Below are 12,384 nucleotides of genomic sequence, written 5' to 3' on the forward strand. Positions count from 1 at the left end.
ATGGCGGCGATCGATATCCCGGCGCTTGCCGTCAAACTTGCCGCCTCTTCGAGCATAGCCGCCAAGGCGGATATCGGCACGGTCGCCGCCGGCCTTAGCCTTGCCGGCCAGCCGGTTGCTGTCGGCGACGATTGCGCCGCGCTGCCGGATGGTGACGGCTTCTTCCTCTTCGCCATCGAGGGCTTCATCAACGAATTCGTCGCCGCCGATCCCTGGTTCGCCGGCTGGTGCGGGGTGATGGTCAACATCTCCGACGTCGCTGCCATGGGCGGACGACCGGTCGCGGTCGTCGATGCTGTCTGGGCGAACGGCGAGGCGGGTGCCACTCCTGTTCTGGAAGGGCTGCGGGCGGCGGCAAGGGCCTATGGCGTGCCGATCGTCGGCGGACACACGAATATCCGCACTGATCGCGGACAGTTGTCCGTCGCTATCCTCGGCCGGGCAAAAAAGCTGCTGACCAGCTTCGACGCAAAGCCCGGCAATCTGCTGATCGCCGCGATCGACCATCGTGGTCGTTACCGCGAACCTTTCAACAACTGGGAGGCGGCGACAGACGCCCCGCCTGCCCGACTGCGCGGGGATCTCGAAATCCTGCCCGAAATCGCCGAGGCCGGGCTGGCTTTTGCCGCCAAGGACATCAGTCAGGGCGGCATTCCCGGCACTGCGATCATGCTGGCGGAATGTTCCGGCGTCGGCATCGAGATCGATGTTTCCGCCATTCCCGTTCCGGATGGTGTTGTGCTCGACCGCTGGCTCGCCACCTTCCCGAGCTTCGGCTACCTGATCTCCACCTCGGCGGAAAATGCCGAAGCCGTTCTTCAGAAGTTCACCGCGCGCGGCATCGTGGCCGCCGTCATCGGCACCGTCACTGCCGGCAGCGAGGTCGCCATCAATGCCGATGGCAACCGCGCGGTTATCCGCGACCATGCCGAAACGCCGCTCCTGCGGCTTGGGCGACGGGAGGATGCCGCATGATTCGCCCACTCCGCATCGCCATGCTGGCCCATTCCACCAATCCGCGCGGCGGCGTGGTACACGCCATGCAGCTTTCCGAGGCATTGACCATTCTCGGTCACGAGGTCGTGCTGCATGCGCCGGATGCCAAGGGAACGGGCTTCTTCCGCACACCCGCATGTGGGACCATGTGCATTCCGGTCGAGCCGGCACCTGCGGACATGACGGCGATGGTAGAACGGCGGATCTCCGACTATGTACGACATTTCGAAAGCCCCGCAGCCCGCCACTTTGATATCTTTCACGCCCATGACGGGATTTCCGGCAATGCGCTTGCGACGCTCAAGCAACATAGCCTCATCCCCTTCTTTGCCCGGACCGTCCACCATATCGATCAGTTTGCCGATCCCCGGCTGATGGAGCTGCAGGACCGCTCCATCGATCCGGCGGACATTTTCTTCACCGTCAGTGCAGCATGGCAGCGGGTGCTGTGGGACCGCGGGCTTAACGCCACCGTTGTCGGCAACGGCGTCGATGTCGAACGCTTCGCGCCTGTCTGGAGCGGCGAGCAGACGGCGCTCCGCGACCGCCTGAAGCTGCCCCCGGGCCCGATCTTCCTCAGCATCGGCGGCGTGGAGGCGCGCAAGAACACGATCGGCATTCTCGAGGCATTCCGCCAGCTCCGCGCCGTTCGACCCGATGCCCTGCTTGTCGTCGCGGGCGGAGCTTCGCTGCTCGATCACAGCGGTTACCAGGAAGAGTTCCGGTCCGAGCTCGCCCTGCTGCATGATAATGCTGCCGCCGTGCATCTGATCGGCCCCGTCGCGGACGATGATATGCCCAATCTCTACCGGCTTGCCGATGCCTTGGTTTTCCCCTCCCTGAAGGAAGGTTTCGGTCTGGTGGTACTGGAAGCAATGGCGAGCGGCGTGCCGGTCATCGTCTCTTCGATCGCGCCATTCACCGAATACCTCACCGCCGACGATGCGATCTGGTGCGATCCCCATCATCCGGCATCGATCGCTGAAGCCATGGCGCTTTCCCTCGTGCCGCGGATCCGCGAGCGCGTCATCCCGTGTGGCCTGGAGGTCGCTGGCCGGTTCTCGTGGCGCCGCGTCGCCGAGGCCCATCTCTCCGCCTATGCGACATTGAAGGAGGCTGCCAATGCCTGAAATGCGGTTCGTCATCGCCTGGCCGGATGGCCGGGAGGAAACCTGCTATTCCCCTTCGCTGGTCATCAAGGACTTTTTTGAAGAGGGCCGGACCTACCCGATCCGCGAATTCCTCGACTTGAGCCGCAAGGCGCTGACCATCGCCAGCGATCGCGTCGAAGCGAAATATGGCTATCCCTGCTCACTCGCACGCGGCCAGCTTGCCCGCATCGAGACGGCCGGCGCACTTTTCCTCAACGACGCCGAAGCGCGTGTCCGCTGCCAAAGCTTCATCCTCTGAAAGGATCTCTCCCAATGACCTTGTCCCTCAAGCCGCATTATAGTGCCGTCGTCATCGGCGGCGGGCAGGCCGGGCTTTCAGCCAGCCATTATCTCAAGAAGCACGATATCGATCACGTCGTCTTCGAAAAAAAGACTGTTGCCCACAAGTGGAAGGACGAACGCTGGGATGCCTTCTGCCTCGTGACACCGAACTGGCAGTGCCAGCTTCCCGATCATCCATACGACGGCGACGATCCGCACGGCTTCATGGTCAAGGACGAGATCCTTGCCTATGTCGACCGCTTCGTGAAGAAGGTGAATGCGCCGGTTCTGGAAGGCACGGCAGTCACCTCGGTCGAAAAAATCGGCGATCTCTTCAAGGTCGAGACTTCGGCGGGTATGGTCACCGCCGACAGCGTTATCCTCGCCACCAGCCTTTATAGCCGGCCTGCGATCCCGCGCGCCGCCGAGCGCCTGCCGGAAGAGATCGTTCAGCTCCACACGATCGATTACCGCAATCCGAACCAATTGCCGGAAGGCGCTGTCGTCGTCGTCGGCTCCGGCCAGTCCGGCTGCCAGATCGCCGAGGACCTGCATCTTGCCGGCCGCAAAGTACATATGGTCACCGGGAACGCACCGCGCTGCGCCCGCTTCTACCGCGGCCGCGACGTCGTCGACTGGCTCTCCGACGTCGGCCAGTACGACATCACCGTCGAACATGACGGCATGACGAAAAAGAAGCACGACACCAATCATTACCTCACCGGCCGCGATGGCGGACGCGACATCGACCTCAGGAAGTTTGCACTGGAAGGCATGTCGCTCTATGGCCGCATGTCTGGCGTGGCGGCAGGAAAAATGCTGTTCTCACCGAATCTGAAGGATAATCTGGACGCGGCCGACCGGGTCTATAATGGCATCAACGCACTGATCGACCGCCATATCGCCGAGAAAGGTATCGATGCGCCGCCGGCAAGCGTCTACATGCCCCTCTGGGAGCCGTCGAGCGAACCCGTCGAACTGGATCTCAAGGTCGAAAACGTAACCTCAGTCATCTGGGCGACCGGTTTCAGTCCGGACTGGTCCTATGTCGGCCTGCCGATCTTCGATGGCACCGGCTACCCCGTCCAGCGGCGGGGGGTGACCGGCATCGACGGCGTCTATGTGCTGGGCCTGCCCTGGCTCTGGACCTGGGGGTCCGGTCGGTTTCTCGCCGTCGGCAAGGATGCCGAGCATGTCGTCGACCATCTCGCCGATTATCTGGAAGCCGGTCAGCCGGCGCTCAGGCAGGCGGCAAGTCGTTGACGCTGCACCTCGCCATCGATATCTCGCCACACGCGCCTTCTCCCCGCGAGCTGATGGAACGTGCGCTCGAACCTCATGTCCTTCTCGGAATGCCGCACCTCAATCCTTACGGTCTTTCCGAGACCTGGCTGATGAAGGAACTGGGGCACCGGCATTGGGTGCTGCTGGCCATGCGGCTTGGCATGGAGAACGCGGACTTCCGAACGCCCGATGGTCGGGAGGTTTATGCCTCCCTATGCGCGACGTCGCTGCGGAAGGCGCGCCTTGAACTCGCCACGGCAAATGACGTCCTGACCATCCGCTCGTCCGTGGCACAAGTGTCCCGGACGCAATGGTCCAGCCGTCACTGGCTGGAAATCCGCGGCTTCTGCATCGGTGAAGTGGAGCTCGTTTCCGCTTTCGTCCATCGCACGGTTGAGGGCGATAACCGCACATTGGCGAGAGTGGGCCATTGGGGAGCACTGGCCGAACCGTTTACCAGGAGCGAGCTCGCAGCCACGGCGGCCTCCTTCCGCCGCGGAACTGCCGAGAGCCATCTCGGCATGTCGATCCCGTTCGATGCGGCTCTGCTCAGCCATAGCTTCAGGCCAAGCCCCCATCAGGAGTTCAACGGCGCCGGCCTGTTCTATTTCGCGGAATTCCAGGCAATTGCAGACCGCGCCGTTGAAACATGGTTTCCCGACGAAATCGGCTCCTTGACCCGCCGAGATGCCTTCTTCACGGGCAATATCGTACCTGGAGAAATGGTGACGGCCCGTCTCAGATATCTTCAGAAATCGGAGAGCCTCCGATATGCCTGCGAATTGACGCGAGAAGATGGAACAAGGATAGCCTGCCTGTTTGTGGAGGGGACGAAAGCGACTCGGCGCGCTATTCGTTAATCACCGGCTCGACAAGCCTTGCCAGATTTCGCAACGACTCCCGCCAGCCGAGATAGCAATCCTCGACAAGAATGACGTCCTGCCTGCGCCATATCCATTCGGTCCCGAGGGCGTCAATCAGGCGCAAAGGTCTTCTTGACCTTCCCCTGTTGGAAGGCTCAACATCTCCATCCTGGATCTAGTAGGCAGCCAGCCTGTTTGACGAAGGTCAAAGCCGGCAGCAACCGTTTTTATTAGCATGTGACAGCGGCGGGAATGAGCTGAGAATGGATCTGTGCATGCAGAAAAGGCTGATCTGGAGTGCGGTCGCGGCGCTCATCGCAGTCGCCGTTCTTTTCGGTGCCGGGGCATCCCATGCGTTGCTTCGGCCCTGCTCCAGCGAGCACGCCTCCATCAGCCATAACAACGTGGAGGAGTACCGTTCCACGAAAGGAGAGCCGGCTCCGGCGGACAAAGCCTGCTGCGCTGATGTCTGCGGCGCGTGTGTCCTCATCATCCCGGTGCGGAATACCGTCGCGGTGCGGCAAACACCTATGATCGCCCGGTTCGGTGAACTGCACGACCATCTCCTGGGACAGGTGCCTTCCCCCGGGCTGGAGCCTCCTCGACCTGCTGCCTGATGACATGCTCGCCTGACCGGTGAGCCAACTTCCTTCATCAGCATTGTCGGCACGCCGACACAGATCGAGAGGCATATCATGTATCGCCGTCAATTCCTGAAGACGCTGGCCAGTGCGGCAGCCGTCTCGCCTATCCTCAATTTCACCCCCGCCTATGCAAATCCCGCTCCCACTGATCTGGTCATCGGAAGGAGAATCCTGGAGGTCAATGGCAAGGCCGCGTCCGTCTTCGGACTGGCTGACCGCAATGGGAACCCTGGCCTCACTCTGGACGCGGGCGCCGATTTCAACGTCCGCCTCATCAACGAGACATCCGAAGGCACCCTCATCCACTGGCATGGCCTGACGCCGCCGTGGCAGATGGATGGTGTTCCGGACAATCCGGCCGCTCTGCTTCCCGGCAAGGAGATACGGGACTACGAGTTCCCTGTCGGTCCCGGCGGCACCCATTGGATGCACGCCCACACCCTGCAGGAACAGAGCCTGCTCGCCGCACCTCTGATCGTGCGGACTGCCGAGGATCGCGCCCGCGATGAACAGGAGGTCGTCATCCTGCTTCACGATTTCTCCTTCAAGTCACCCGAAGAACTGTTGGAGGGACTGAAGGGTAGCGGTTCGGGTCACGGCGGAATGCCGATGGATCATCAAGCCATGATGTCGATGATGACGAACATGCACGGTCAGCATCAGATGCCGAGGAACGGCACGCCGGGGATGGGCACGCCGGGGATGGGCATGTCGACTATGGACCTCAACGACATCGAATACGACGCCTATCTCGCAAACGACCGCACCCTTGACGACCCGGAGGTCGTCAGGATCGAGAACGGCGGCCGAGTTCGCCTGCGGATCATCAACGGTGCAACCGCCACCGCCTTCACCATCGATACCGGACGCGTTGTCGGCAGCCTTATAGCTGTGGACGGCATCGATATCGCGCCCATCTCGGCCAGCCACTTCCCGATCTCGATGGGTCAACGCCTCGACATCCGGCTGGAGCTTCCTCCAGGCTCCGGTTCGTACCCGGTCCTGGCACTGCGCGAAGGTGCAAGGGAGCAGACCGGCATCATTCTCGCGACCAGGGATGCGACCGTTGAAAAGATCGACTCCACAGCTTCGGGAACCGGTCCCGCTCTCGACCTCGGCCTGGAGCAAGAACTCCGGGCTGCGACACCTCTTGCCGCCCGGTCGCCCGACCATCAATTTGTGATGGAACTAACCGGCGACATGGCTACCTACACTTGGAGCCTCGAAACCAGCGAACCGCTGAATGTAGCCAAAGACCGGCGGGTAAGGCTCATCATGCGCAATATGTCGATGATGGCCCATCCCATGCATCTGCATGGACATCATTTCCAGGTCGTCGGTATCAACGGCCAAGTCCTGAGCGGAGCCGTCCGGGACACCGTGATGCTGACGCCGATGGCAGAGATCGTCGTCGACTTTGATACCCGCAATCCCGGACGGTGGCCGCTCCATTGCCATCACCTCTATCATATGGCCACGGGTATGATGACGTTCATCACCTATGACGGCGCGATCTGATCAGGAGACCGACATGGCACACGACCATCATGGACATGCCCACCACGATCATGATCATCAGCATGAAACGAACAAGACGGGGCCTGCAAAGGCTCCGTCACAACCCTCTATCGGAGAAGGCGTGGTCTACACCTGCCCGATGCATCCGCAGGTCAGGCAGATCGGACCGGGTAACTGCCCCATCTGCGGCATGACGCTTGAACCGGAAATGCCTGCGGTCGAGACGGGGCCAAGCCCGGAATTGGTCGACATGCAGCGTCGCTTCTGGATCGGGCTGATGCTGACCTTTCCGGTGCTTGCGCTGGAAATGGGCGGTCACCTGACGAACCTCCACATGCTCCTCGGTGCGCAAACGTCGAACTGGATCCAGATGGCTCTAGCCACCCCCGTCGTCCTCTGGGCAGGCTGGCCGTTCTTCGAGCGGGGTTGGAAGTCCATTGTGACGCGCCACCTCAACATGTTCACCCTCATCGCCATGGGCACTGGGGTCGCGTGGATTTACAGCGTCGTGGCGACAATCCTGCCGCGCATCTTTCCGGACACGTTCCGTTCCGCCGAAGGCGCGGTCGCCGTCTATTTCGAGGCAGCGGCCGTAATCACGGTCCTGGTGCTGCTCGGTCAGGTTCTGGAGTTGCGAGCCCGCGAACAGACAGGCGGCGCGATCCGTGCCCTTCTCGATCTCGCCCCCAAGATGGCGCGGCGCGTGAGGGCTGACGGTGCCGACGAGGACATCGGTCTTGACGCGGTGGCCGTCGGAGACAGGCTCCGCGTTCGCCCCGGCGAAAAAATACCAGTCGACGGTACCCTTCTGGAAGGACGAAGCTCCATCGACGAGTCCATGATCACCGGGGAATCCATGCCGGTGACCAAGGAGGTCGGTTCAAAACTCATCGGCGGGACGATGAACCAGACCGGGGGCTTCGTCATGGAAGCCGGAAAGGTCGGGCGCGATACGATGCTGTCGCAGATCGTCCGGATGGTCGCCGAGGCACAGAGGTCCCGGGCTCCCATCCAGCGCCTGGCGGACGAAGTGTCCGGCTGGTTCGTTCCGGTAGTGATCGCAATCGCCATCGCATCCTTCATTACCTGGATGCTGATCGGTCCGGAGCCCAAGTTCGCCCATGGCCTGGTCGCGGCCGTCGCCGTCCTGATCATCGCCTGTCCCTGCGCGCTCGGCCTGGCGACCCCGATGTCGATCATGGTTGGTGTCGGACGCGGCGCAAGGCTCGGCGTGTTGATCAAGAATGCCGAGGCATTGGAACGCTTCGAGAAGGTCGATACGCTGGTTGTGGACAAGACTGGAACCTTAACCGAAGGGCGACCGAAGGTTACGGCAATCGCGCCGCACGAAGGTATTTCCGAAACAGATCTGCTCCGGCTTGCGGCCACTCTGGAACGGTCGAGCGAGCATCCGTTGGCGCTTGCCATCGTCAATGCCGCACATGAACGTAACGTTCCCCTTGGCGATGCCCAGGATTTCGACAGTCCGGTGGGCAAAGGCGTGACGGGCACTGTCGAGGGCAGGAAGCTCGTCCTCGGCAGCCACAGGATCATGGGCGAGGCCCATATCGATGTGTCCGGCATGGCATCGAAAGCCGAGGAATTGCGCAACGAAGGCGCGACCGTGATCTTCATGGCCGCCGATGGCGTCCTGGCTGGGCTCTTCGCTATCGCCGATCCCATCAAGGCGACCACGCCGGAAGCCGTACGACAGCTCGTCGACGAGGGCGTCCGGGTGGTGATGCTGACCGGCGACAACAAGACGACCGCTCAGGCCGTTGCCCGCAAGCTCGGAATTTCGGAAGTCGAGGCGGAAGTTCTTCCAGAAGATAAGAGCAAGATTGTCGCTCGGCTTCGCAGCCAAGGCCGGATCGTTGGGATGGCCGGGGACGGCGTAAACGATGCCCCGGCGCTTGCCGCCGCCGATGTCGGCATCGCCATGGGTACAGGAACCGACGTGGCCATCGAAAGCGCGGGGGTCACCCTCCTGAAGGGCGATCTCCAGGGTATTGCACGCGCCCGACAGTTAAGCCGGACGACGATGCGGAACATCCGCCAGAACCTTTTCTTCGCATTCATCTACAATGCAGCGGGCGTCCCTGTCGCGGCGGGCATCCTCTATCCCGCCTTCGGCGTCCTGCTGTCTCCCATCATCGCTGCTGCCGCTATGGCGTTGTCCTCCGTCAGCGTGATCGGCAACTCCCTCAGACTCAGGAGTGCTCGCCTATGACTTCATCCCGCGTATGGCTGTTGATGGCGGCCTCCTTCGCCGTCATCGTCGTTTTCTTCATCCTCCGCGAACACTGGGCCCATGCATTGGGTCTCGCACCATACCTCCTCCTGCTGGCCTGCCCGCTCATGCACCTCTTCCACGGCCACGGCCGGCATGGAGGACACGATCATAAGGACCGCACCCCGTGAGCTATTTGCGCTCCGCATCCAGCACGAACTGCCGGAATATGCCTTCAACGCCCGGAAGGCGGCCGAAAGCGGAAGGTTGACCAATCCTGCGAGGTCACCATCCAGGAGGACCTGGTGTCGGTTCTTCTCCTTGGCGGTCGTAACAGAGGAAAAGCACGGACAAGCCAAGCTTCCCAGCTAATTCCAGCCCTTGCCGCTTACCGAGAACCATCATCGCGGTCGCCCAGGCATCGGCGCTCGTGCAATCTCCTGCGATCACCGTCGCCGAGGCGGGTGGCTCTTTGAGCGGCATCCCGAGCCGTGGATCCATTGTGTGGGAGAGGCGGCGTCCGCCGACGTCCACCCAATGGCGATAGTCACCGGATGTAGCGACAGCTGAATCCGTAAGCTCAATTATGGAATGCGCGGCGCGTTCGTGAAGATCAGGTTTCTCGACCGCAATCGCCCAGCCTCTGCCATCCGGCTGCTTGCCGAGCGCGCGCAGCTCTCCGTCGATCGCGAAAAGGCCCGCTTCTATGCCGTGCTGGCTTGCGGTTTCCGCCAGCCGATCGACACCATAGCCCTTGGCGATGCCGTTGAGGTCAAGGCGCATGTCGGCATGTTTGCGCGCTCGCTGATTGGCCGGATCTAGCTCCAGCATGTCATAGGCCGGATTGCGGCGTGCGAGGCGGGCAACCTTTATTGCCGTTTCGTCAGCCTCTGCAACTCCAAAACCCCAGGCGGCGACGGCGTCGCCCATGCCGATGTCGAAGGCTCCGCCCGAAGCTTCGCCGATGGCCAAACCGATCCCGAGCACCTTCATCAGGTGTTCGGGGAGGGCTACCCATTCGCCGGATGCGGCAGCGTTCAGGCGATTGAGATCGCTTTCGAGCTTCCATATGGACATCTGCCGGTCGACCTCTGCAACAGCGTCCGCCATGGCAGCGTGGACTTCTACGGTCTTGAAGTCGCCCGGCATGTGGAAGAGCGCCGACCAGCGGGTCCCCATGGAAGGCCCGTTCAGGGCATGACGGGTGAGATCAGTAAACGTCTTCGGCATAACGGCCCTCCGCCTTGAGTGTCGCGAGACTGACGCCTTGGGGCGCCAGGATATCGGAAAGAGCAGTGGCCACCCCCGCTGCCATCTCACGACCGCCGCAGACCAGGATCTGGCCGCCCGCCGCAATCAGCTTGCCGATCCTTGCGCCGTCTTTGCGCAGGATGTCTTGAACATAGGCCGGGTTCGCGGTTCGCGAGAAAGCGGTGGCAACGTCCGCCAGACGGCCTTCCGTCTTCCAGTTCGACAATTCCTCCGCATAAAGGGCGTCGCTCGCCGGATGGCGGGTTCCGAAATAGAGATACATGGGTCGGCTCGCCTTGTTTGCACGGGCAAAACCCGCAAGCGGTCCGAGGCCGGTACCGGCACCGATGAGGATGACCGGCTTGCGACCGCGTGCCGGACGGAAGCCCGGGTTGGAGCGAACGAAGGCGGTCACCGACTGGCCCGGCTCAAGTGCCGTGAGTTGCCGGGAACAGAGGCCGCCCGGCCGCTTGCGGACACAGATCTCGAGGAACCCGTCCTTTGTGCCCGAAGCGAGCGAATAGAAGCGCGGCACGTCCGAACCTTCGGGCAGGACGCCGACCAGGTCGCCCGCCTCGAACCGAGGAAACGCCTTGCCGGTCAGGCGCTGCCGGAAGGATGTCTTCGGCAGGGAAAAGCGCAGGATGACGGTGGTCGCCTGAACGTTTGCGCCGTAGTCGCGGCGCGCGATCAGCGACAGTTCCCAGGCCTTCGGTCTGGTCGGCAGATGGTTGAGCTCGAAGCCGAGACCGAGTGTCCGGGCAAGATCGCGGCCCCAACGTGCGAAATCCTGTGGCGACTGGCGATCCACGGTGTCGTAGGGCAGCAGCGTGTCCCAGCCCTTTTCTTCCGCGGCCCGGGCGACGTCGGCTGCGAAACCGCAATAAGCGGGGAAGCTGCGGTCGCCGAAGCCGAGAACGGCAAGCGAAAGACCCTGCCTGACGGGTGTACGTCGGAAGCACTCGATAAAGCCGCGCGCCGATGCCGGAGCTTCTCCGTCGCCATAGGTCGCGGCAAGCAAGATCAACTGCCGGGCGCTGGTCCATCGCGCCGGATCGAATGACGACATGGGTCCAACATGCACCTGCATGCCCTGCTCGGAGAGGGATTTCCGAAGCGTTTCGGCAAAGCCCCAGGTCGTGCCGCCCTCACTGCCGACAAGAATGATCGTGTCGGCGTGATTTGCTGGAGCCGAAGCCCCCCTCCGCTCGCCACGCCCCCTGAGCCAGACGGCCAGGCCTGTCCAGCAGAGGATGGGAACAGAAAGTGCGGAGAGACCGAGAAGCAGGCCGAGCCAGGCCATGCCCTGACCTGTGTGCAGCATGGCGAGGAAATTCGTCACGCGATCGAACCAGTTCGCATCGTTCCAGGCCAGCAGTTCACCATTGCCCTGGTCGATATAGCCTTCGCCTGCATCCGTCTTGATGGTAAACGCGTCGGTTGCATCGCCGGCAGCAGGAAAGCTGAGGGAGCGAAGTGTGCCGACCGGGGTCTCCCGCAGAACGGTTATGGAAGCGACCTGAATGCCCGTAGCGCCGCTGACTTCCGATGGAAAGGGCGGAGCGCCGGCGCCCTCGGGCAGATAGCCGAACGTTGCGGCGGTCATCCAGAGAGCCGTCAGCGACGACAGCAGGAGGCCGGGTAGCGCAAGCCGCGATATGACCGCATGAAGGCGTCTATCGCCCGTACCCTTGGCGGGTTTCAGGATATAGCGCCAGCCGCCCGCGCGGCGTGCCAGCAGCAAAAGACCGGAGAGGGCCAGCGTCAGCATCGCCGCTGCTCCACCGGCGACTACGAGGCGGCCGGTATCGCCGAGAAACAGCGAGCGATGCAGATCGGTAAGCCACCGCTCGAGGCCGGATGTGTCGGCGCTGCCGACGGGCGTGCCCGTTGCCGGATCGATGACGGAGGAAACCGGTTGGTCGCCATCGAAATAGTATGCCGTGATCCGGCCGGACGGTGCGCGCCTGATCTGCTCCACCGTGGGTTCTACGGCCTGGATCCGCGCGGCGAGTTTGGCCACGCTGATCTGCTGAGCGGCAGGGGTAGTGAGCGCCTCGGAGGTCGGGAAGACCGAAAGTGCCGTACCGCTCAAGGCAATGACTGTGAGGAGCGCAGCGGCGACCAGCCCGAACCAGCGGTGGAGCGACCGGATCATGGCAATT

Annotated in this window: 11 protein-coding genes and 1 pseudogene; 9 read left to right on the plus strand and 3 right to left on the minus strand. The window is 62.5% G+C overall.

What is annotated here, in order from left to right; genetic code table 11:
• Genes JL39_RS17885 through JL39_RS17905 form a run of 5 tightly spaced genes read left to right on the plus strand, consistent with a single transcriptional unit; the run spans window position 1 to window position 4,573 of the window.
• On the plus strand, window positions 1-975 hold the full coding sequence (locus tag JL39_RS17885) for a sll0787 family AIR synthase-like protein (RefSeq protein WP_037153809.1): 975 nt from the start codon (window positions 1-3) through the stop codon (window positions 973-975).
• Complete coding sequence (locus JL39_RS17890) at window positions 972-2,126, plus strand: MSMEG_0565 family glycosyltransferase (protein WP_037153324.1); 1,155 nt, start codon at window positions 972-974, stop codon at window positions 2,124-2,126. The genes JL39_RS17885 and JL39_RS17890 overlap by 4 nt, the downstream gene beginning before the upstream one ends.
• Window positions 2,119-2,406 (plus strand): MSMEG_0570 family nitrogen starvation response protein, encoded by a 288-nt coding sequence (locus JL39_RS17895; RefSeq protein ID WP_037153326.1) that lies wholly within the window; start codon window positions 2,119-2,121, stop codon window positions 2,404-2,406. Before JL39_RS17890 ends, JL39_RS17895 begins: the two co-directional genes overlap by 8 nt.
• A 14-nt stretch (window positions 2,407-2,420) precedes the next feature.
• Complete coding sequence (locus JL39_RS17900) at window positions 2,421-3,692, plus strand: MSMEG_0569 family flavin-dependent oxidoreductase (protein WP_037153329.1); 1,272 nt, start codon at window positions 2,421-2,423, stop codon at window positions 3,690-3,692.
• Window positions 3,689-4,573 carry a Pnap_2097 family protein gene (locus tag JL39_RS17905; protein WP_348270568.1) on the plus strand — a complete coding sequence of 295 codons (885 nt, stop codon included), beginning with the start codon at window positions 3,689-3,691 and terminating at the stop codon, window positions 4,571-4,573. Before JL39_RS17900 ends, JL39_RS17905 begins: the two co-directional genes overlap by 4 nt.
• Here the strand turns inward: JL39_RS17905 and JL39_RS31635 are convergent.
• A pseudogene (locus tag JL39_RS31635) lies at window positions 4,563-4,652 on the minus strand (toxin); the annotation flags it as partial. The gene JL39_RS17905 and the pseudogene JL39_RS31635 sit on opposite strands and share 11 nt — an antisense overlap.
• A 199-nt stretch (window positions 4,653-4,851) precedes the next feature.
• Between JL39_RS31635 and JL39_RS17910 the strand changes: the two are divergent.
• From JL39_RS17910 to JL39_RS31080, 4 genes are all read left to right on the plus strand, one after another.
• Window positions 4,852-5,193, plus strand: coding sequence for a hypothetical protein (locus JL39_RS17910; RefSeq protein WP_037153331.1), 342 nt, complete (start codon window positions 4,852-4,854; stop codon window positions 5,191-5,193).
• Between the two features lie 78 nt (window positions 5,194-5,271).
• Window positions 5,272-6,738, plus strand: a complete 1,467-nt coding sequence (locus JL39_RS17915) for a multicopper oxidase family protein (RefSeq protein ID WP_037153332.1) — start codon at window positions 5,272-5,274, stop codon at window positions 6,736-6,738.
• A 13-nt stretch (window positions 6,739-6,751) separates the two neighbouring features.
• Complete coding sequence (locus JL39_RS17920; protein WP_052182948.1) at window positions 6,752-8,968, plus strand: copper-translocating P-type ATPase; 2,217 nt, start codon at window positions 6,752-6,754, stop codon at window positions 8,966-8,968.
• Complete coding sequence (locus JL39_RS31080) at window positions 8,965-9,159, plus strand: DUF2933 domain-containing protein (protein ID WP_081952881.1); 195 nt, start codon at window positions 8,965-8,967, stop codon at window positions 9,157-9,159. The genes JL39_RS17920 and JL39_RS31080 overlap by 4 nt, the downstream gene beginning before the upstream one ends.
• A 94-nt stretch (window positions 9,160-9,253) precedes the next feature.
• Here the strand turns inward: JL39_RS31080 and JL39_RS17925 are convergent, their stop codons facing one another.
• Window positions 9,254-10,198, minus strand: coding sequence for an FAD:protein FMN transferase (locus JL39_RS17925; protein WP_037153336.1), 945 nt, complete (start codon window positions 10,196-10,198; stop codon window positions 9,254-9,256).
• Window positions 10,179-12,377, minus strand: a complete 2,199-nt coding sequence (locus JL39_RS17930) for a PepSY domain-containing protein (protein WP_037153339.1) — start codon at window positions 12,375-12,377, stop codon at window positions 10,179-10,181. The genes JL39_RS17925 and JL39_RS17930 overlap by 20 nt, the downstream gene beginning before the upstream one ends.
• Window positions 12,378-12,384: the final 7 nt, after the last annotated feature.

Source organism: Rhizobium sp. YS-1r (assembly GCF_000757525.1).
GTDB lineage: Bacteria > Pseudomonadota > Alphaproteobacteria > Rhizobiales > Rhizobiaceae > Neorhizobium > Neorhizobium petrolearium.

Excerpts from the sequence above, each read along its gene's own strand:
- JL39_RS17920 (WP_052182948.1), top strand. The coding sequence starts at position 6,752 with ATGGCACACGACCATCATGGACATGCCCACCACGATCATGATCATCAG.
- JL39_RS17900 (WP_037153329.1), top strand. The coding sequence starts at position 2,421 with ATGACCTTGTCCCTCAAGCCGCATTATAGTGCCGTCGTCATCGGCGGC.
- JL39_RS31080 (WP_081952881.1), top strand. The coding sequence starts at position 8,965 with ATGACTTCATCCCGCGTATGGCTGTTGATGGCGGCCTCCTTCGCCGTC.
- JL39_RS17915 (WP_037153332.1), top strand. The coding sequence starts at position 5,272 with ATGTATCGCCGTCAATTCCTGAAGACGCTGGCCAGTGCGGCAGCCGTC.
- JL39_RS17930 (WP_037153339.1), bottom strand. The coding sequence starts at position 12,377 with ATGATCCGGTCGCTCCACCGCTGGTTCGGGCTGGTCGCCGCTGCGCTC.
- JL39_RS17895 (WP_037153326.1), top strand. The coding sequence starts at position 2,119 with ATGCCTGAAATGCGGTTCGTCATCGCCTGGCCGGATGGCCGGGAGGAA.
- JL39_RS17925 (WP_037153336.1), bottom strand. The coding sequence starts at position 10,198 with ATGCCGAAGACGTTTACTGATCTCACCCGTCATGCCCTGAACGGGCCT.
- JL39_RS17885 (WP_037153809.1), top strand. The coding sequence starts at position 1 with ATGGCGGCGATCGATATCCCGGCGCTTGCCGTCAAACTTGCCGCCTCT.
- JL39_RS17890 (WP_037153324.1), top strand. The coding sequence starts at position 972 with ATGATTCGCCCACTCCGCATCGCCATGCTGGCCCATTCCACCAATCCG.
- JL39_RS17910 (WP_037153331.1), top strand. The coding sequence starts at position 4,852 with ATGCAGAAAAGGCTGATCTGGAGTGCGGTCGCGGCGCTCATCGCAGTC.